Origin of the sequence: Flavobacterium sp. FlaQc-48 (assembly GCF_044007335.1) — a bacterium.
Classification (GTDB): domain Bacteria; phylum Bacteroidota; class Bacteroidia; order Flavobacteriales; family Flavobacteriaceae; genus Flavobacterium.
Window position 1 is genome coordinate 93,522 of sequence record NZ_JBIPCR010000015.1, and the last position, 21,555, is coordinate 115,076.

21 protein-coding genes are annotated in these 21,555 nt (G+C 32.9%); 2 read left to right on the plus strand and 19 right to left on the minus strand.

Annotated elements, in window-relative coordinates; translation table 11 throughout:
* Positions 1 to 42: 42 nt before the first annotated feature.
* From rfbB to ACHRWY_RS20680, 10 genes are all read right to left on the minus strand, one after another.
* Positions 43 to 1,089, minus strand: a complete 1,047-nt coding sequence (rfbB, locus tag ACHRWY_RS20635) for a dTDP-glucose 4,6-dehydratase (RefSeq protein WP_395357205.1) — start codon at positions 1,087 to 1,089, stop codon at positions 43 to 45.
* A 5-nt stretch (positions 1,090 to 1,094) separates the two neighbouring features.
* A complete protein-coding gene (locus ACHRWY_RS20640; protein ID WP_395357207.1) occupies positions 1,095 to 2,102 on the minus strand; it encodes a mannose-1-phosphate guanylyltransferase in 1,008 nt (335 codons plus the stop codon).
* A gap of 32 nt (positions 2,103 to 2,134) precedes the next feature.
* Positions 2,135 to 3,448 carry a nucleotide sugar dehydrogenase gene (locus ACHRWY_RS20645; protein WP_395357208.1) on the minus strand — a complete coding sequence of 438 codons (1,314 nt, stop codon included), beginning with the start codon at positions 3,446 to 3,448 and terminating at the stop codon, positions 2,135 to 2,137.
* Between the two features lie 269 nt (positions 3,449 to 3,717).
* The gene (locus tag ACHRWY_RS20650) at positions 3,718 to 4,182 is read right to left on the minus strand and encodes a UpxY family transcription antiterminator (protein ID WP_395357209.1); all 465 of its coding nucleotides are present in this window, start codon (positions 4,180 to 4,182) and stop codon (positions 3,718 to 3,720) included.
* 86 nt (positions 4,183 to 4,268) lie between these two features.
* Complete coding sequence (locus ACHRWY_RS20655; protein ID WP_395357211.1) at positions 4,269 to 5,660, minus strand: UDP-glucose 6-dehydrogenase; 1,392 nt, start codon at positions 5,658 to 5,660, stop codon at positions 4,269 to 4,271.
* A 28-nt stretch (positions 5,661 to 5,688) separates the two neighbouring features.
* A complete protein-coding gene (locus ACHRWY_RS20660) occupies positions 5,689 to 6,672 on the minus strand; it encodes an SDR family oxidoreductase (protein ID WP_395357213.1) in 984 nt (327 codons plus the stop codon).
* A gap of 10 nt (positions 6,673 to 6,682) precedes the next feature.
* Positions 6,683 to 9,130, minus strand: a complete 2,448-nt coding sequence (locus tag ACHRWY_RS20665) for a polysaccharide biosynthesis tyrosine autokinase (protein ID WP_395357214.1) — start codon at positions 9,128 to 9,130, stop codon at positions 6,683 to 6,685.
* A gap of 8 nt (positions 9,131 to 9,138) precedes the next feature.
* Entirely contained in the window at positions 9,139 to 9,930 is a 792-nt protein-coding gene (locus tag ACHRWY_RS20670; RefSeq protein WP_395357216.1) for a polysaccharide biosynthesis/export family protein, read from the minus strand.
* Between the two features lie 70 nt (positions 9,931 to 10,000).
* A complete protein-coding gene (gene recR, locus ACHRWY_RS20675) occupies positions 10,001 to 10,621 on the minus strand; it encodes a recombination mediator RecR (RefSeq protein WP_395357218.1) in 621 nt (206 codons plus the stop codon).
* 205 nt (positions 10,622 to 10,826) lie between these two features.
* A complete protein-coding gene (locus ACHRWY_RS20680) occupies positions 10,827 to 11,192 on the minus strand; it encodes a CoA-binding protein (RefSeq protein WP_068843798.1) in 366 nt (121 codons plus the stop codon).
* Between the two features lie 153 nt (positions 11,193 to 11,345).
* On the opposite strand from ACHRWY_RS20680, the gene ACHRWY_RS20685 reads away from it, so the two are divergent.
* Both ACHRWY_RS20685 and ACHRWY_RS20690 read left to right on the plus strand, forming a co-directional pair.
* Positions 11,346 to 11,975 carry a MarC family NAAT transporter gene (locus ACHRWY_RS20685; RefSeq protein WP_395357219.1) on the plus strand — a complete coding sequence of 210 codons (630 nt, stop codon included), beginning with the start codon at positions 11,346 to 11,348 and terminating at the stop codon, positions 11,973 to 11,975.
* A gap of 281 nt (positions 11,976 to 12,256) precedes the next feature.
* Positions 12,257 to 12,661, plus strand: a complete 405-nt coding sequence (locus ACHRWY_RS20690) for a helix-turn-helix domain-containing protein (RefSeq protein WP_395357221.1) — start codon at positions 12,257 to 12,259, stop codon at positions 12,659 to 12,661.
* A gap of 81 nt (positions 12,662 to 12,742) precedes the next feature.
* On the opposite strand, the gene ctlX is transcribed toward ACHRWY_RS20690, so the two are convergent.
* From ctlX to rpsK, 9 genes are all read right to left on the minus strand, one after another.
* A complete protein-coding gene (gene ctlX, locus ACHRWY_RS20695; protein WP_395357223.1) occupies positions 12,743 to 13,678 on the minus strand; it encodes a citrulline utilization hydrolase CtlX in 936 nt (311 codons plus the stop codon).
* A gap of 75 nt (positions 13,679 to 13,753) precedes the next feature.
* Positions 13,754 to 14,668 (minus strand): dimethylarginine dimethylaminohydrolase family protein, encoded by a 915-nt coding sequence (locus ACHRWY_RS20700; RefSeq protein WP_395357224.1) that lies wholly within the window; start codon positions 14,666 to 14,668, stop codon positions 13,754 to 13,756.
* A gap of 65 nt (positions 14,669 to 14,733) precedes the next feature.
* The gene (locus ACHRWY_RS20705) at positions 14,734 to 16,011 is read right to left on the minus strand and encodes a citrate synthase (RefSeq protein ID WP_395357226.1); all 1,278 of its coding nucleotides are present in this window, start codon (positions 16,009 to 16,011) and stop codon (positions 14,734 to 14,736) included.
* A gap of 155 nt (positions 16,012 to 16,166) precedes the next feature.
* Positions 16,167 to 17,459: a phosphopyruvate hydratase gene (gene eno / locus ACHRWY_RS20710; protein WP_264535105.1), complete on the minus strand. Its 1,293-nt coding sequence runs from the start codon at positions 17,457 to 17,459 to the stop codon at positions 16,167 to 16,169.
* Between the two features lie 101 nt (positions 17,460 to 17,560).
* Positions 17,561 to 18,679, minus strand: a complete 1,119-nt coding sequence (gene carA / locus ACHRWY_RS20715) for a glutamine-hydrolyzing carbamoyl-phosphate synthase small subunit (protein ID WP_395357227.1) — start codon at positions 18,677 to 18,679, stop codon at positions 17,561 to 17,563.
* A gap of 249 nt (positions 18,680 to 18,928) precedes the next feature.
* The gene (gene rplQ, locus ACHRWY_RS20720; protein ID WP_029272056.1) at positions 18,929 to 19,420 is read right to left on the minus strand and encodes a 50S ribosomal protein L17; all 492 of its coding nucleotides are present in this window, start codon (positions 19,418 to 19,420) and stop codon (positions 18,929 to 18,931) included.
* 36 nt (positions 19,421 to 19,456) lie between these two features.
* Complete coding sequence (locus tag ACHRWY_RS20725) at positions 19,457 to 20,449, minus strand: DNA-directed RNA polymerase subunit alpha (RefSeq protein WP_026109818.1); 993 nt, start codon at positions 20,447 to 20,449, stop codon at positions 19,457 to 19,459.
* Between the two features lie 21 nt (positions 20,450 to 20,470).
* Entirely contained in the window at positions 20,471 to 21,076 is a 606-nt protein-coding gene (gene rpsD, locus ACHRWY_RS20730; protein ID WP_026982953.1) for a 30S ribosomal protein S4, read from the minus strand.
* 95 nt (positions 21,077 to 21,171) lie between these two features.
* Complete coding sequence (gene rpsK / locus ACHRWY_RS20735) at positions 21,172 to 21,555, minus strand: 30S ribosomal protein S11 (protein WP_007803677.1); 384 nt, start codon at positions 21,553 to 21,555, stop codon at positions 21,172 to 21,174.

Here is a 21,555-nt window from a genome sequence, read left to right on the forward strand (position 1 = left end):
ATAATTTAACCTAAAGTTTGGTTTAAATAAAATTGCTTATTGCTATGAATATTGTTTTTGATAATAATCTTTATAAGAACCAGAAGTTACATTTTGTAACCATTCCTCATTACTTAAATACCAATTAATTGTTTTTTCCAAACCTTCTTCAAAAGTAACAGAAGGCTTCCATCCCAATTCTTTACTAATTTTAGAGGCATCAATAGCATAACGCAAATCATGTCCGGGTCTGTCTTTTACATACGTAATTAACTCTTGTGAAACTCCTTCTTTCCTGCCAAGTTTCTGATCCATAATTCGGCATAATAATTTTACTAAATCAATGTTTTTCCATTCGTTGAAACCACCAATATTATAAGTTTCATGATTTTTTCCTTCATGAAAAACTAAATCTATAGCAATAGCATGATCTTCTACGAAAAGCCAATCACGAGTATAATTTCCGTCTCCGTAAACTGGTAATGGCTTATTACTAATGATATTATTGATAAACAGAGGAATCAATTTTTCAGGAAAATGATAAGATCCGTAATTATTTGAACAATTTGTTAAAACATATGGCAAACCATAAGTTTCACCATAAGCTCTTACAAAATGATCTGAACTTGCTTTGGAAGCTGAATACGGAGAATTAGGATCGTAAGAAGTTGTTTCGGTAAAAAGTCCTTCTGCTCCAAGAGAGCCATAAACTTCATCAGTACTTATATGATAGAAGCGTTTGCCTTCAAAATCATCTTTCCATTGATTTTTAGCTGCATTTAATAAATTCATAGTCCCAATTACATTTGTTTTTACAAATGCTAAAGGATCTTCAATAGATCTATCAACATGAGACTCTGCTGCTAAATGCAAAACACCTTCAAAATTATGTAATGAAAAAAGTTCATTTATAAAAGTCTCATCAACAATATCACCCTTTACAAATGTATAATTAGAATGATTTTCGATATCTTTTATGTTTTCCAAATTCCCTGCATAAGTCAAAGCATCTAAATTGAATATTTGATATTCAGGATATTTATTTACAAAACGTCTAACGACATGAGATCCAATAAAACCAGCTCCGCCAGTTATAAGAATTTTTTTCATTTTAATTAATTTAATAAATCTGAATTTATTTTTTCCAACTCACTGTAAATATCCTTCACATCCTGCGAGTTTTCTTTCTGCAAAATTAAATTTGCTGTATCCGTATATACAAAAATAGTGTTTTTTAATCCTAAAAAAGTCGTGTGCTTACCCGAACCAATGACCATATTTCCATTTTTATCCGTAGGGTGTCCTTTTGAAACTAAATAATCATAAACTGATTCAAAGGATCCTAAATCTGACCATGAAAAAGCAGCAGGAACTACTTTAATTTTTTTACTTCGCTCCATCACAGCATAATCAATACTAATTGATGGAATTTCTAACGACAAATTCAGATCTAAAAATCCATTTTTACTTGCTTCCCAGACAGCTTTAGATTTTTCGTAAACATCGGGCTGAAATTGCTTTAACTCATCCAAAAGAACACTGGCCTTAAAACAAAACATACCGCTATTCCATAGAAAATTTCCTTTTGAAATAAACTCTTTTGCCGTCGTTTCATTAGGCTTTTCTCTAAATGAGATCACCTTGTCTCCTTTTGATTCTATATAACCATATCCTGTTTCAGGTTTAGTTGGAATAATACCAAAAGTTACAATAAATCCTTCTTGTGCTTTTAAAACAGCTTCATCAATAGCTTTATTATAATCTTCCATTTTATCAATAATATGATCAGAAGGCGTTACAATTAATATATCATCAGGATCTGACGCAAATGCCGCAAATGCAATTGCAGCTGCTGTATTTCTTGGTGTAGCTTCGACTATATTCACATAAGCAGTTTTGGTTTTATCCATAACTTTACCACTTAAGTGCTGATTATCAACATTACCTACTACCATTACCTTATTAGCCAAATGACTATTACGATCAACGGTCATTTCGAATAATGATTTATTTTCAAAAATTTCCAGATATTGTTTAGGTTGGCTTTTTCGTGAAAGCGGCCATAACCTGCTTCCCACTCCCCCTGTCAAAATTACATGTATAATTGAATTGTTTGTTTCCATTTTTTTTTAATAAAAAAAAAGATCTTTAAGTTCTATAACCTGTTATCAGCTACGCTACCTAAAACTCCTTTTACATCATATAATAAACTGTTTTCTTTCTGCAATTGGGCAAAATTTAATTCTAAAAATTCCGCATGAGAGACTCCCAGAACAATTGCGTCAAATCTATTATTTGGAAGGGTTTTTAATGTTACTAAATTATATTCTTTTTTTACATCATTTGCATTAGCAAGGGGGTCAAATATTGTAACCGAAATTCCATATTCAGTCAATGCCTTAACAACATCTACTATTTTTGTATTACGTACATCAGGGCAGTTTTCTTTAAAAGTAATCCCAAGCATTAATAACTCTGCTCCATTAACAGAAATCCCTTTTTTAATCATTAGTTTAACAACTTGGGAAGCAATATACTCACCCATACTGTCATTCAAACGGCGTCCAGCTAAAATTATTTCAGGATGATATCCAAACTCCTGGGCTCTTTGTGCCAAATAGTAAGGATCTACACCAATACAATGTCCACCAACTAAACCAGGTTTAAAAGGTAAAAAATTCCATTTTGTTGCTGCTGCTGCTAAAACCTCCTGAGTATCTATATTCATTAAGTTGAATATTTTAGCCAGTTCGTTTACAAAAGCAATATTAATATCCCTTTGTGAGTTCTCGATAACCTTTGCCGCTTCTGCAACTTTTATACTAGGTGCTAAATGGGTTCCTGCTGTAATTACTGATTTGTATAATTCGTCAACTCTTAAACCAATCTCTGGTGTTGAACCAGAAGTGACTTTTAGAATTTTTTCGACAGTATGTTCTTTGTCTCCTGGATTTATTCTTTCTGGAGAATAGCCTGCAAAGAAATCTTCATTAAATTTCATACCGGACACCTTTTCTAAAACCGGAACACATTGTTCTTCGGTTACACCTGGATAAACTGTAGATTCGTAAATTACAATATCTCCCTTTTTCAATATTTTACCCACTGATTCACTAGATTTATACAAAGGAGTTAAATCAGGTCTATTATTTTTATCAACGGGAGTCGGAACGGTTATTATAAAATAATTACAATCTGCTATATCATCTAAAGAAGTGGTACAATATAGTCCTATGTTAAAACCAGGCTGATCAACCAAAACTTTCTGCAAAGTTGCATCATCTACTTCTAATGTCGTATCTGTACCTGATTTTAGCGTATTAATTCGTGATTCATTTATATCAAAACCTACAACTGAATATTTTGTAGCAAATAATCTAGCCAAAGGCAAACCCACATAACCTAAACCAATAATGGCTATTTTTATGTTCTCGCTTAATTTGTAATCTTTTTTATTCATTTCAGTCATAACAATTCACGGCTTCGCCTCTCTGAGTCACAAGGCTTTGACACAGATACTCTAAAATCATTTTCGGCAAATATAACATATTAAGTCAATTTATTCAATACGGTTTCCCGTAATACTGAAAAAACAAACAATTTAAAAATATTAGCATACTTCAATGTCTTATCAATCAGCATGTAAAAAATACATTATAAAAAAAACAGAAAATAAAATTTCATCTTAAAGAAATTTCACCTTCTGTTTTGATTAAAGATAGCTATACTATAACTACTTTATTTGTATTTTATTTTAAGTACGCATCCTAAAGATTCCAGTACTAATATATAATGTGTATTTGATACTTCCTGAACAATGGCATCCTGATTACTAAAAGCTCCTGTTTCTAGTTTTATACGATCGCCAACCTGAATAGCAGTTACTGAAATATCACTGATATTTGAAGATTTTAGACTTGTTTTTATAATGTCGATCTCTCCATCTTTAACTATAGCAGGTTTCCCTAACCAAAATAAATACCGGACTACACCAGACACCTCAAAAACCGAATTTCGTTCATTATCTTCCAATTGAACAAACACATATGAATTGAAAAGTGGAACTTCTATCTTTTTCTTTCTGTCTGACCATTGTTTAACCTGGGTAATTAATGGACAATAACATTCAATACCTATTTGATTCATTTTATCAGCAACTTTCTTCTCCCATTTAGGTTTCGTATAAAGTACATACCAATTCATAAACCTTCTTTAGATTGAAATATTTTTTTTAAACCCAAATCTTCTTTTTTCATTTCATCTTTAATTTTATATCAGGACACTTTCAATTAAGAACCTATACCTTTGTAAATAAATCCAATTGATTCCAGTTCTTTTGCATTCAATATATTTCTACCATCAAAAAGAAATGCCGGCTTATGCATAGCATCGTAAATTTTTTGCCAATCGTAAGTTGTAAACTCATCCCATTCCGTAAGAATCGCAATCGCATGCGATTCTTTACAAGCTTCATAAGCGTTATCAAAAATAGAAAGCGCGCTACTATTTTCTTCAACAGTTCTGGATTCTAAATAATCCAGATCACTCAACATTTTATTTCTTGAAACCTTTGGATCATAAACAGAAATTTTAGCCTGTTCGTTAATTAAGTCATCAGCCACATAAATTGCCGCAGATTCTCTTGTATCATTTGTATCTTTTTTGAAAGCCCAACCTAAAAATGTAATCTTTTTATCTGCAACTGTATTATACAGTGTTTGAACAATTTTATTTGAGAATCTTCTTTTCTGGTGATCATTCATTATAATAACCTGTTCCCAATAATCTGCCACTTCATTTAACCCGTAGGATTTTGCTATATAAACTAAATTTAAGATGTCTTTTTGAAAACATGAACCTCCAAAACCAACAGATGCCTTTAAAAATTTAGGTCCTATTCTGCTATCCATTCCTATTGCTTTTGCAACTTCACTAACATCGGCACCCGTTTTCTCACACAATTCAGACATTGCATTTATTGATGAAATACGTTGCGCTAAAAATGCATTTGCTGTTAGCTTAGATAATTCTGATGACCAAACATTAGTCGTCAGTATTTTATCTTTACTCACCCAATTTGCATAAACATCAACTAAAGCTGCAATAGCTTCTTCACCTTCCGGTGTCGTATCTCCGCCTATTAAAATTCTATCCGGATTAAGCAAATCAGTTACTGCCGTTCCTTCCGCTAAGAATTCAGGATTTGATAAAATTTGAAATTGCACGCCATTTCCTGTATTATCTAAAATACTTTTTATTGCCTCAGCTGTTCGTACGGGTAAAGTTGATTTTTCAACTACAATTTTATTTTGCTTTGCTACTTTTGCGATCTGTCTGGCGCAAAGTTCAATGTATTTTAAATCAGCAGCCATACCTTTTCCTTTTCCATAAGTTTTGGTTGGCGTATTTACTGATATAAAAATCACTTGTGCTTCATCAATTGCTTTTTCTACTTCTGTTGAAAAGAAAAGATTTCTTCCTCTTGCTTCAGCTACTATTTCTGAAAGTCCTGGTTCATAAATTGGAATATTATCAGTATTTGGGTCATTCCAATCTTTAATTCTTTGTTCGTTCAAATCGACAACAGTCACTTGAATATGTGGACATTTTTGAGCAATCACTGCCATTGTTGGCCCTCCAACATAACCTGCACCAATGCAACAAATTTTTGTAATTTTCATCTAATTTACTATTATCTTGATCCTTATTTTATTTCAAATTATTCCAATACCAGGTTACAGCCTCTTTTAATCCCTCTTGTAAAGAATATTTTGGATTATAGCCCAACTTTGTTTTCGCTTTGTCAATGCTGGCCAATGAATGCGGGATATCTCCCACTCGATTTGCTCCATAAATAATCTCTACATCGGCAATTTTAGAATCAAACTCAGCTAAATATTCTTTTAAATACCCAACCAAATCATTCAATGTCTTTCGATCACCAAAGGCAGTATTGTAAACCGTATTAACTGCATCCGGATTTTGACTTGTCATAGCTAACTCATTCATCTGAACCACATTATCGATATATGTAAAATCTCTGGAATAATTTCCATCGCCATTAATAACAGGGCTTTCATATTTCATTAATTGGGCAACAAACTTTGGAATCACTGCAGCGTAAGCTCCATTCGGATCCTGTTTTCTGCCAAAAACATTAAAATAACGCAAGCCTATTGTTTCTAAACCATAAGTTTTACTAAAAATCTCAGCATATAACTCGTTTACATATTTAGTAATAGCATATGGTGATAATGGCTTACCAATAACATCTTCAACTTTTGGCAATCCTTGAGAGTCACCATACGTTGAAGAACTAGCTGCATATATAAATCTTTTAATTTTTGCATCACGTGAAGCAACTAACATATTCAAAAAACCCGAAACATTAACATCATTTGTTGTAATTGGATCATTGACAGATCTTGGAACTGATCCTAAAGCGGCCTCATGCAACACGTAATCAACTCCTTCTACCGCTAAAATACAATCGGCAATATTTCGAATATCCCCTTCTATTAATTTATATTTAGGATTATCAATAAAGCCCTTCAAATTATGATGATGACCCGTCGAAAAATTATCCAGACAAATTACATTATGCCCCAATCCTAAAAAATATTCAGATAAATTTGAACCTATAAAGCCCGCTCCACCCGTGATTAGAATTTTATATTGAGTTGATTTATCCATTTCCTTTAAATTATTTTTTACTGAATTTATTCAATATTGTCTTCCAGAAACTTAATTTAACTTCCTCTTCATGATATCCGTTTGCATAAGCTCCATAGCCATAACCATACCCATAAGCCGTACCATATTTTGCTTTATTCTCATAGCCGTTTAAAACAATACTGGCATTATTTAACTCTCCTCTTTTTATTCTGGTATTAAGCAATGTTATCATTTCTTTTTTGGTATAATTCTGCCTTACGATATAAAGTGTTACATCTGCAAACTGAGCTAATTCTAATGCATCAGAAACCAATCCAACCGGAGGGGTATCAAGAATAATATAATCATATTTTTGCTTTAGCTCTAATATCAGCTCCTTCATTGTTTCACTTAAAATAAGCTCTGAAGGATTTGGCGGTATTGGTCCTGAAAGGATAACATCAAGATTTGTTATTTCTGTTGAGTTTGTTATTTCATCTAAACTATTTTGTTTGATTAAATAATTTACTACTCCTATTTGATTCTTTAAACCAAACTCATCCGACAATCTTGGCTTTCTCAAATCTAAACCTACAATAACCGTTTTCTTTTCACTTAAAGCAAAGACCGTAGCAATGTTTATAGAACAAAATGTTTTTCCTTCACCACTTATTGAAGAGGTAATCATTAATGTTTTAGAACCACTCACTTGTTGTTTCTTATACAAAAACTGCAATGAAGACCGAATAGCCCTAAAGGCTTCAGAAAGAGCGGATTTTGGTTTATCAAAAACAGCTAAATTCAAAGAATCATTATTAACTCCAATTACACCAATCAATGGTATTTGTGTTAGCTTACTTATATCCTCTGTATTTTGAATCGAATTATTGACAAAGAAAATTCCAAATATAAAAAACAAAGGAATTAATATCCCGGCAAACAAAGCTAATATATAATTTACCGAAGTTTTAGGTCCAATCAGGTCGCCACCTATATCTTTTGCAGGATCAATAAAATGAATATCTGATAAATTTGAAGCTTTTACTATTTCAGCCTCATTTCTTTTTTTAAGGAATTCGGTATAGATATTGTCACTTAAATCATATTTTCGTTGGATTTTCAACAATTCCTGTTGCTCTTCCGGCAGTCTTTTTACAGTACTTTCAGCCTGTCCCAACTTAGCATTTACCATGGCCAAATCAGTCATTAACGAGCCTTTTGCAGAAGCTATATTTTCTAACAAAACACTTTTAACGGCCTGCATTTGATTGTCAAAATCCCTAAAAATCTTATCACTTTTTACCGCATAAGCCATTTCTGATCTTTGAGTAGAAAGCGCAATTAATTTTGATATGTTTACAACAATGTTTGGATCTTCGATTCCTGCAACAGAAGGCGCAGGTAATTTTGAATAGTCAACACTATTATTTAAATATGACTTTAAAGAATTATAATACGATATTTTTCTGGTGACCTGATCTTTTTCAACATCGAAATCCATTATTTTTTCTGAAACCTTTTCCCCTCCTCCTTCAATTTCATAAATGTTTTTATCTTTTCTAAAAGACTTGAGCTCACTACCTGTTTGTTTCAATTGTGATTCCATTGCAACAAGAGTACTATCAATAAACCTAATGGTATTGGTTGCAAACTGATTCTTTCCGTCAAGCTGAATTTTGATCAGCATTTTTACCGTTGCATTCAAATATTCAACCATTCGGGCCTTATTCGTACCTTGCATTCCCAAAGTTAGTATTGAACCTCCTTTATCATCAGCATTTACGCTGACACCTCGATATCGTGAAACTGTTCCGTCAAAATCATTGAATTGCACAAAATATTCATTTCCGGTATAAAGACCGGGATTATCATTTATTTGTAAATTCCAATTCAAAAATGGCAATGAAACTTTTTCTCCTACTTTGAACTTTCTTACAAATTCAGTAGGCTGAACAGCAGTATTACTATATGTATTACTAGAATATGTAATTGTTGAGGCTGAATTATTTTCAAAAGGAATTCTAATTTCATATTCATTTGGACTTAAAAATTTAATTCCAATTAATTTACCTGCAAGCTGCCCTTTATCCTTATCAATATTTAAATAAAAAGGCACCGCTCCATAAGCATCAATTAAATTATACTTTCCCTGAACAAAATAATCAATGTAATACTGCAATTTATCTACAACCAATTCATTATGAGAGCGTGATTGTATTACAGTTGTAATTCCATTTACCTGATCAGAAACTCCTCCCCAATTAAATACCAGACTGGTATTTGATGTAAAAAAAGGATTTCGTTCTTCTTTGATCGAAATCATGGTTTGCATTCCGTAAATTTTTTCTTTACGAATATTTACCTGATAGGCTATTGTAAAAGCAATTATCAAACTAGCTAAGAACCATTTCCAATAACTGATAATTTTTAATAGAAATCCTTTAAAATCAAAATTTGAATGATTCTCAAAAATGGAAAAATCTTTTATATCTAGCATCTTTGAATTTAGTTTTTAAGTAACAAATAAACAGTTGTTGCAAGCGATAGTAAAGTAATAATAGTCCCTATTGACTCTAAGCCTGTTTTTCCTGTTCCCCATGTTTTTTGCTTAAGTGGTTTTACATAAACATAATCATTAGGCTGCAGATAAAAATAGGGGGATTTCATCACATTGACATCAGTCAAATCGATATCATGCATTTGAGCTCCTGTTGGTGTCTGGCGAATTATGGTTATTGCTTTTCTATTTCCGGTAATTGTTATGTCACCAGCATTTGCAATAGCTTCCATAATATTTACGTGCTCCTGAAACAGCGTTTTTGTACCTGTACTTCCCACTTCACCATTTATGGTATATCTAAAACCTGCTAATTTCACAGTTACAAAAATATTAGCTTCACTTTTAAAATATTCTTCGAGTAATTTTTTTTCGATTATAAGGCGAACTTCTTCAAGAGTATACCCTATAACATTAATTTCACCTAAAATTGGCATTCGTATATTTCCATGATCATCAACTGTAAATCCGCTAAAATACAAAGACGACTCAGATTTCCCTCCTCCGGAAGAAGCATCTGTAGTATTAAAAATTGAAACTAATTTAGCATCAATCGCCTTTATATCAATACTCAAAACATCATTTACTTGCAATCTGTAAGGTTTTGACTCTACCGCAGAAATATTATTTTGTTCTCCCGAACTGTTTTTATCTTGCAAATAAACCAAGTCTTTTACAGGAATACAAGATGTAAAAAGTGTACTAATTAATAGTAGGATATAAAAGCCGTTTTTAGTCATTTTTTTAATTTTATCGCAAATATAGCTTTTCCTTTAATTTTCAGGAAATCTATAGCCCATTTGGGTTTAATTAATTGTTTTTGAAAGTTTTTTCGAATGGAATCCTATGCAATATACTTCTGCCAAGTGTAATTTCATCTGCATATTCTAATTCATCCCCTACAGATATCCCTCTTGCTATGGTGGAAATTATAATTTCTGATTCAGCAATTTGCTTATAAATATAAAAATTTGTTGTATCACCTTCCATTGTTGAACTCAGGGCGAAAATAATCTCTACAACTTTTCCTTCTTTTACTTTTCCCACTAAACTCGAAATATTCAGCTGACTTGGGCCAACACCTTCTATTGGAGAAATTTTACCTCCAAGAACATGATAGATTCCCTTATATTGGCCCGTATTTTCAATAGCCATAACATCACGAATATCTTCGACAACACAAATTGTCTGATGATTTCGCAATGAATTAGCGCAAATTTCGCAAACCTTTGTATCCGAAATATTATGACAGCTTTCACAGAATTTAATATTCTCGCGCATATTCAACAATGCCTGTGATAAAAAGCCGGTTTGTTCTTTAGGTTGCTTTAACAAATGAAGCACCAGTCGTAATGCTGTACGTTTACCAATTCCTGGCAATTGTGACATTTCGTTGACTGCTTTTTCTATTAGTTTTGATGAAAATTCCATGAAGACAAAAGTAATACTTTTAATGGTTCAGCAGACTGTGGGGCAACTAAACTCAATGTTTAATGAAATGTTTGAAATTCTACAAATGGATATTTCTAGCCCTGAAAAGAACGACATTCTTTTGTGCCGGGGTCCGATACAAAAGATATAGCGCGCAGCAGAGCACAATCGGACCGAAGCCACGAAATAAATAGCTCCTAAAAAACTAATATTGATTTGTAGCCAACAGAACTAAAGTACAGGCAACTTCTGCCTTAATATTGTTTAACTCCAGCAATTGATATAATTCAGGATTTTCTGTTCCCGGATTAAAAACTACTCTTTTAGGTTGTGCTTCAATAATGTAATTGTAATAATCTCTTTGACGTGCAGGATTTAAATACAATGTAACAGTATCAATATTCTTTACAGGAATAGCTTTAGTATGAATTTTTACACCAGCAACTTCACCCGCTTTTTGACCGATTGCCAAAACGGAATGTCCTTTTTCAACTAACATATTTATTGCTCTAAAAGCATAACGTTCCGGTTTTGTCGTGGCACCCAGAACTAAGGTTTTTTTATTTTTCATCATTTTATAATATACTGCAAAAGTAATCAAAAAGAACGAGCTAATTTTAGCTAATTGATTTAGAATTAATAGTGCTAAAAAACAAATATCCTAACACGAATTTACGCTCAGATATCAAAAAATGACTATTTTTACTTCACTAACCAAGACAATATGGATTTATTCATTTATTTATTTGCTGCTCTTTTCTCAGTATTAAACCCAATCGGAACTGTTCCAATTTTTGTTGGATTAACACAACATGATTCTCAGAAAGAACGCTCCCGGATTTCACTATGGACTGCCATTAATGTATTCATTATTTTAATTGTTTCTTTTTTCATTGGACAATATGTTTTGTCATTTTTCGGAATTAGCATTGATGCACTTCGAATTGCAGGTGGAATTGTGATTGTAAACTCGGGTTTTTCGCTACTCTCAGGAAAATTCAATAAAAAGCGCGGAATCAATAAAAAAATTGAAAATGAAGCACAGCAAAGAAATGACATTGCATTAACCCCATTAGCAATACCAATGTTAGCAGGACCAGGTTCTATTTCGTTATTAATTGCTTTTTATCAGGAACATCACGGAATGGAAGAAATCATCATTTCGACTTTGGCAATTTTAGCCATTGCCATAGCTATTTTTGCGATCTTAAAAAGCGCTCATTATTTAGCAAGAATTCTTGGTGCTTCAGGAATTGTAGCTATTTCCAGAATTGTCGGTTTTATTGTTATCTCAATCGGAATTCAATATATTGTTAGTTCAATCATTAATATTGTAAAAGGAAATTTGATGTAGTATCTTGTTATTTCATAAAAAATACTAATATATAGCATCTACTCTTTTAGGGGAGTTTAATTTTACTCCTTTTAACATTTTCAAAATTTAAAAATTGTATCGTTGGCACATTTAATACTGACTAGTGAAGCTCCATTCTTTAAAAAAGATAATCTATTCCAAATGCAGATATAAAATCTGACAAAACGGATATTTTACAGGATCTTTTTTTATCTTTGAAATCATAATTTTTAATCCAAATGGCTGTATCTTTAAGCCTTCAGAAAATTTATATTCATTAAATGGAACAGAAAATACATCAGGGAAGAAACGTAAAACGTTTTAGAGAAATGCTCGGTATCAAACAAGAGTCATTGGCTTTTGATTTGGGAAATGACTGGAATCAAAAGAAAATCTCTATGCTTGAGCAAAAAGATGTAATTGAAGATGATATATTGGATCAAATCTCACATGCATTAAAAATTCCTGTCGAAGCTTTTCAAAATTTTAATGAAGAGCAAGCCGTAAATATTATTTCGAATACTTTTGCAGAACACGCCTTTACGAATTCATTCAATGGAACAGCTAACATTAATCCAATTGAGAAATTGGTTTCACTTCACGAAGAAAAGATAGCTCTTTATGAACGAATGCTGAAAGAAAAAGATGAAATGATGGCAAGGCTTGAAAAATTAATCAACAAGTAGCACTATATCCCATTCATAATAATAAAGGCTCAACCAAAATAGTTGAGCCTTTTTATAATATCAAATTTTATTATTCCGCTTTTAACCTCTTGGCAAAAATACTTCCGCCATCATGCATCTTGCACTTCCTCCTCCGCAAGCTTCAATTGTATCAAGGCTTGAACTTAAAATTTCAGCATGATTTTCTAATTGAGCAATTTGTTTTGGCGTTAAACTCTGATGTGCTGATGCGCTCATCACAATATATTTTTTATCGTTTGCCCCCCTAACCTCTAACATATTCCCTGCAAAATTATTAACCTGAGCTTCGGTAATCAGAATAATTTCTTTTTTATCGGCTTTTAGATTTTCAAGAACCATTTTACGCTCTTTTTTATCATCTATAGAATCGGCACAGATAACTGCAAAAGTTTCACCTAAACACATCATTACATTAGTATGATAGATTAATTTACGCTCTCCGTCAACTGTCTGAAAAGCTTCAAAAATAACCGGGGCATAATCAAAATCTTCGCAGAATTCGATAAACAATTCTTCATCGGCACGTGGAGACAATGCGCAGTACGCTTTTGCATTGGCACGATCTAAAAGCAAACTTCCGGTTCCTTCCAGAAAAAAACCATCTTCTTCTGCCGATGTGTAATCCATTATATTCGCAATTTCGAATCCTTTCTCTTCAAGAGTATCCAAAATATCTTCACGTCGTTCCTGACGGCGATTTTCGGCAAACATTGGATAAAGTGCTACATCTCCATTTTCATGAAACGAGACCCAATTGTTTGGAAAAATACTATCAGGCGTATCTGTTTCCAAGTTATCATCAATAACCGTTACATCAACTCCGACTGCTCTTAACTTCTCAACAAAAGTATCAAACTCTTGTTGTGCTTTAGCGTTTACGGTACTTGGCAAAAGTCCGTCTAATACTTTTTGGTAATAATTATTTACAGCAGTTTGCTCATTCATTCTAAAGGCAACTGGCCGAATCATTACAATTGCATTTGTCGTTTGTTTCATAATCTTTATGTTTTTTGTTTCAGGTTTCAGGTTTCACGTTGCAGTAACCTGAAACCTGAAACTTGAAACAAATATTTAATCTCTAATTAAAGGTAAGGTTGAACATCTTAATAAGCCTTCTTGCTTTGCAATTTCAGCATATGGGATTTCTTCGACTGTAAAACCATTTGCACGCAGCCAATTGTTCAATCTTGTAAAGTTTTTTTCTGAAACCACTACATTTTCAGCGATAGAAAATACATTAGAGAACATGTTATACATTTCGTTTCTTTCGATATGGAATAAATTTTCCTTACCAAAAAGATTAACTAAATACACATAATCAGCTTCTTCACGAAAACCCCTTTTATAAATGATCCCTTTATCTTTTCCGACTGGCTGAAAACAGCAATCCAAATGCAAAGCATTATCGCGTGCTTCGATTTTAGATTTAACCAAATCAAACTCTTTGACAATTTTATTAGGAAACAACTCTTTAATAAAATTTACACCCTGCATATTTGTTCTCGCTGTAATATAATCTTTATAATCGCTTCCCTTATAAGTTCCAATAAAGATATGGTCATTCCAAAGCATGACATCTCCACCTTCGATATGAACTTCTTCTGGCGGACGAACTACTTTCAACGGATCCATTTGATCGATTATATATTGAATCGCATCTAACTCACGTTCTCTGTCAGGCAGAATATTTGATTTTACAAAAGTATCATCAATTACAAAACCTATATCTCTTGCAAAAATCTGATTGTAATTCTCAATCATTTCAGGACGATACACTTCTACATCGTATTTTTGAAACACAGCATTAAAAGCATCCATTTCAGCAACCATATCTTTTTCGACAGGATATGTGCCTGCTTTAATATGTTCCAATGACTTAGGATCATAGGCTTCATCTAAAGATGGAGTTGGCCCATTATGAACAGCAGAACCCAAAACTACAGCACGCAATCTTGACGTTTCGTTCTTTATATTTAATTGCAACATAACTTTAATATATTTTGGCCAAAGATAAAAAAAGCTTCACAGTTAAGTGAAGCTTTAAAATATTTTTATTTGTTCGACTTAAAGTCTCTAAGCGGATGCCCGGTATAGATTTGTCTTGGTCGGCCAATTGGTTCTTTATTTTCACGCATTTCTTTCCATTGCGCTATCCAGCCCGGTAATCTTCCAATAGCAAACATTACTGTAAACATATCAGTTGGAATTCCTAAGGCTCTGTAAATAATCCCAGAATAGAAATCTACGTTTGGATATAGGTTTCTTGATTTGAAATATTCATCTTCTAAAGCAGCAGATTCTAATTTTTTAGCAATTTCTAAAATTGGATCTTCAACACCTAATGTGTCTAATACTTCTTTAGCAGCTTTTTTAATAATTTTAGCTCTAGGATCAAAGTTTTTATAAACTCTGTGGCCAAATCCCATTAAACGGAAAGGATCATTTTTATCTTTTGCTTTGGCTAAAAATTTATCTGTATCTCCACCATCTTTATTGATTTCTTCCAGCATTTCAAGAACTGCCTGATTTGCACCTCCATGAAGTGGCCCCCACAGCGCAGAAACTCCTGCAGAAATAGAAGCAAATAAACCTGCGTGAGATGAACCAACCATTCTTACTGTTGATGTAGAACAGTTTTGTTCGTGATCTGCATGAAGAATAAATAATTTATCTAATGCAGCCACAACTACCGGATTAGCAGCGTACGGCCCTGTAGGCAATTTAAACATTAACTGCATAAAATTATCAACATAACCTGTTGTATTATCATAATAATTCAACGGATAACCCATAGTTTTTCTATAAGTCCAGGTTGCGATTACAAGAAATTTACCCATTGTTTTACAAATGGCCTCATACATTTCTTTTTCGTTTTCGACGTTTACTGCTTTTGGATTAAATGCTGTTAACGCACTTGTTAACGCAGACAGAACCCCCATTGGGTGAGCTGTTTTTGGAAAACCATCAATGATATTTTTCATCTCTTCGTTTACCAAAGTATGTTTTTTAATACCATTTTCAAACTGCTCTAATTCCTGAGCTGTTGGCAATTCACCAAAAATCAAAAGATAAGAAACTTCTAAAAAACTAGCTTTTTCAGCTAAATCTTCGATTGAATATCCTCTGTAACGCAAAATTCCTAATTCTCCGTCTAAGAATGTGATCTCACTTTTACAAGATCCAGAATTTTTGTATCCTGGGTCAAGAGTAATAATACCAGTTAAATCACGTAATTTGTTAATATCGATAGCTGATTCATTTTCGCTTCCTGTGATTACCGGAAGTTCAATTTTTTGACCATCTACTTCTAATGTAGCTATTTTTGACATAATATATCGGAAATAAATCTTTAAAATAATAATTTATCAAATCTAAGGAATTTAAGACTAATTAAAAAAAGAATACTGCTATGAATTTGTTAAAACTCCAAAAAAAAACCATTCGTAAAAACGAATGGTTTAATTTCAATATAGAACTCTTACAATTATTTAATTTTGAAAGCGTTTAATCCAGGGAAATAAGCAGTACTTCCTAACTCTTCTTCTATTCTTAATAATTGATTGTATTTTGCCATACGATCAGAACGGGAAGCAGAACCAGTTTTAATCTGACCACAGTTTAAAGCAACAGCTAAATCAGCAATAGTATTATCTTCTGTTTCTCCTGAACGGTGAGACATTACTGAAGTATATCCGGCATTTTTAGCCATATTTACAGCTGCGATAGTCTCAGTTAAAGTACCAATTTGGTTTACTTTTACTAAAATTGAATTTGCAATACCTTTTTCAATTCCTGTTGATAAACGTTCAACATTAGTCACGAATAAATCATCACCTACTAATTGAACTTTGTGTCCAATTTTTTCAGTTAAATATTTCCATCCATCCCAGTCATCTTCGTACATACCGTCTTCAATAGAAATAATTGGATATTTAGCAGCAAGTTCAGCTAGATAATCAGCTTGTTCTTCAGAAGTTCTGATTTTTCCAGTCTCTCCTTCAAATTTAGTATAATCGTATTTACCGTTTACATAAAACTCAGAAGCAGCACAGTCAAGGGCAATCATAATTTCGTCACCAAAAGTATATCCTGCCTTTTCAACAGCAAGTTTAATAGTATCTAAAGCATCTTCAGTACCACCAGCCAAGTTTGGAGCAAAACCACCCTCGTCACCTACAGCTGTACTTAATCCTCTGTCATGTAAAACTTTTTTCAAACTGTGAAAAATCTCAGTTCCCATTTGCATAGCATGAGTAAAAGAAGTTGCTTTTACAGGGAAAATCATAAACTCCTGAAATGCGATAGGAGCATCAGAGTGAGAACCTCCATTGATAATATTCATCATTGGCACAGGCAATGTATTAGCAGAAACTCCACCTACATATCTGTATAACGGCAATCCAAGTTCATTTGCAGCAGCTTTTGCTGCAGCCAAAGAAACTCCTAAAATAGCATTAGCACCTAATTTAGATTTATTTGGAGTTCCGTCTAAATCAATCATCAACTGATCGATTGTATTTTGTTCGAAAACAGAAGTTCCAACTAATTCTTCAGCAATAACAGTATTTACATTATTCACTGCATTCAAAACTCCTTTTCCTAAGAATGCTTTTCCTCCATCACGTAATTCAACAGCCTCATGTTCTCCAGTTGAAGCTCCGGATGGAACAGCAGCTCTTCCTAAAACTCCATTTTCAGTAACTACATCAACTTCAATAGTAGGATTACCTCTAGAATCAAAAATTTGTCTTGCGTGAACTTTTATTATAATACTCATTATTTTTGTTTTTTATTAATAAATTATAAATATTTTTCGAAATTATAAAAATATTTAATATTAAATACCACATTTAACAATTAAATACCTTTATTTATTAACTACATCGTTTTAGCAGAAGCTGCTTTTATATTCTCAACAAACTGATCGAATAAATAAGACGAATCATGTGGTCCGGGACTAGCTTCAGGATGATATTGAACAGAAAAACAATTTTTATTTTTCATTCGCATACCTGCAACTGTTCCGTCATTTAAATGCAAGTGCGTAATCTCTAACTCAGGATGATTATCTAATGCTTCTTTGTTTACAGCAAAACCGTGATTTTGAGAAGTAATTTCTCCTTTACCTGTAATAATATTTTTTACCGGATGATTAATCCCGCGGTGACCATTAAACATTTTATAAGTCTGAACACCATTTGCCAAAGCAATTACCTGATGCCCTAAACAAATTCCGAATAATGGATTATCATTAGCCAAAATTTCTTTTGCCACTTCAATAGCTCCAAAAAGCGGATCAGGATCTCCGGGACCATTTGACAAAAAGTATCCATCCGGATTAAATTCAGCCAGATCTTTATAAGTTGAGTTATATGGGAAAACTTTAATATAGCAATCTCTCTTCGCAAGGTTTCTTAGGATATTCTTTTTAATACCTAAGTCCAAAGCTGAGATTTTATATGTTGCGTTTTCATCTCCAAAAAAATAAGGTTCAGTAGTCGATACTTTTGACGCCAACTCTAAACCTACCATGTCTGGTACATTAGCCAACTCTTTTTTCAAATCTTCAATTGAAGTTCCATCAGTACAGATAACCGCGTTCATAGCACCATTATCACGAATATAACTCACAAGAGCCCTTGTATCAACATCAGAAATGCAAACTAAGTTTTGTTTAGTGAAATAATCTTCTAAACTCCCTGAAGCACCCTCTCTGGAAAAATTAAAACTAAAGTTTTTACAAACCAATCCGGCAATCTTAATGCTATCAGATTCTATTTCTAAATCATTAACACCGTAATTACCAATATGCGCATTAGTAGCAACCATAATTTGACCAAAATAAGATGGATCCGTAAAAATCTCCTGATAACCGGTCATTCCAGTATTAAAACAAACTTCACCAAAAGTTTTACCGCTAATTCCGATAGATTTTCCATGAAAAATTGTTCCATCACTTAGTAATAAAATGGCGCTTTGTCGTGTAGTGTATTTCATTATTTAATTTGTATTGTTTTTAATCGTCTTATAAAACCCGCTAAGCTTGTTTTTAATTGTAATTAGATATTTTGCAAATTTACTTCTTTAAAACAGTGCTTCCAAGATTTTTTAAAAATTTCATTGATAAAATTAAAACCTACTTTTTAAAATAAGTTACATTTCAAACTATTTTAAAAAAAATCAAAAAAAAAGGATAAACTAAAAATTAGCTTATCCTTGATTTCTATAGAATCATTACTTTCATAATTATTCAGAAGCTTCAGTAGTCGATTCTGATTCAGCAGCCGGAGCTTCAGGAGTAGTCTCCTCAGCTTTTTTTGCTTTACCACCACGACGGCTTTTAGCTTTTTTAACTTCTTTTTTACCACCATTGTAAAGTTCATTGAAATCTACAAGTTCGATCATTGCCATATCAGCATTATCTCCCAAACGATTTCCAACTTTAATGATACGAGTGTATCCACCTGGACGGTCTCCAACTTTAGCAGCTACGTCTCTGAACAAGTCAGTTACCGCATATTTACTACGTAAGTAAGCAAAAACAATACGACGATTGTGAGTCGTATCTTCTTTTGATTTTGTGATTAAAGGCTCAACGAATTGTTTAAGCGCTTTAGCCTTAGCAACAGTAGTGTTAATACGTTTGTGCTCAATAAGAGAACAAGCCATATTAGCTAACATAGCTTTTCTATGTCCAGTCTGTCTGCTTAAGTGATTGAATTTTTTTCCGTGTCTCATTGCTATTTTAAATTTAATCCGCCGCAGCGGATTGAATTATTCTTTATCTAATTTGTATTTAGCTAAGTCCATTCCGAAAGTTAAATTCTTAACAGCTACAAGTTCATCTAGCTCAGTTAAAGATTTTTTACCAAAATTACGGAATTTCATTAGGTCATTTTTATTGAACGATACTAAATCACCAAGTGTATCAACTTCAGCCGCTTTCAAGCAATTTAATGCTCTCACAGATAAATCCATATCAACAAGCTTAGTTTTAAGCAATTGTCTCATATGCAATGACTCTTCATCATACGATTCTGTTTGTGCAATTTCGTCAGCCTCGAGTGTAATTCTTTCGTCAGAAAATAACATGAAGTGGTGAATTAAAACTTTAGCCGCTTCAGTAAGAGCATCTTTTGGATTAATAGATCCATCAGTTTTGATTTCAAAAACTAATTTTTCGTAATCTGTTTTTTGCTCAACACGGAAGTTTTCAATTGCATATTTTACATTTTTTACCGGAGTAAAAATAGAGTCTGTAAAAATGGTACCAATCGCAGCGTTCTGTTTTTTGTTCTCCTCAGCAGGAACATATCCTCTACCTTTTTCGATTGTTAAATCGAAGTTCAATTTGATTTTAGAATCTAAATTACAGATAACAAGGTCTGGGTTCAGCACTTGAAAACCTGAAATAAATTTTTGAAAATCACCTGCTGTTAGTTGATCTTTACCAGAAACAGAAATTGTAACTGCTTCATTATCGATATCTTCAATTTGACGTTTGAAACGTACTTGTTTTAGATTAAGGATAATTTCGGTAACATCTTCAACAACACCTGAAATAGTAGAAAACTCATGATCTACACCTTCGATACGAACAGATGTAATTGCATAACCTTCTAATGCTGAAAGCAAAACTCTTCTAAGTGCATTACCAACTGTCAATCCATAACCAGGTTCTAAAGGTCTAAATTCGAATTTACCTTCAAAATCGGTTGAATCGATCATGATAACTTTATCGGGCTTTTGAAAATTAAATATTGCCATAAATTTCGACTAAGTCAATTATTATTTGTTGTACAACTCTACGATTAATTGTTCTTTAATGTTTTCTGGAATTTGAAGTCTTGCAGGTACAGAAACGAAAGTTCCTTCTTTAAGATCATTGTTCCAGGTAATCCATTCATAAACATGACTTGAATTTGATAAAGAACGTTCGATAGCTTCTAAAGATTTAGATTTTTCACGAACTGCAACTTTATCACCAGGTTTAAGGTGGTAAGAAGCGATATTTACAACTTCACCATTTACAGTAACGTGTCTGTGAGAAACTAATTGTCTAGCACCTCTTCTAGAAGGAGCGATACCCATTCTAAAAACAACGTTATCTAATCTTGCTTCACATAATTGTAAAAGAACTTCACCAGTAACACCTTTAGTAGCTGATGCTTTTTTGAATAAATTTCTGAATTGTTTTTCTAAAATTCCGTAAGAATATTTAGCTTTTTGCTTTTCCATTAACTGAACAGCATACTCAGATTTTTTACCTCTTTTTTTAGCCATCCCGTGTTGTCCAGGTGGGTAATTTCTTTTTTCGAAAGATTTATCATCTCCGAAGATTGCTTCGCCAAATTTACGAGCAATTCTAGTTTTTGGACCAGTATATCTTGCCATTTCTAAAAAATTAAATTTAAGGTAGAGATTATGAATTCAGGTCAAATCCTTCGATAATCTATGTTCTACCTTGTTTATACTATGAATAAATAAAATTAAACTCTACGTCTTTTTGGAGGACGACATCCGTTGTGAGGCATTGGAGTAACATCGATAATCTCTGTAACTTCAATTCCACCGTTATGAATAGAACGAATAGCAGACTCACGTCCGTTTCCTGGTCCTTTTACATAAACTTTTACTTTTTTAAGTCCAGCCTCAAGAGCTACTTTACTACAATCTTCTGCTGCCATTTGGGCTGCATATGGAGTATTCTTTTTAGAACCTCTGAAACCCATTTTACCAGCTGAAGACCAAGAAATAACTTCACCTTTTTTGTTAGTCAAAGAAATGATGATGTTATTGAAGGTAGCAGAAATATGAGCTTCTCCCGTTGATTCAACGATAACTTTACGTTTTTTTGCAGTTGCTTTAGCCAT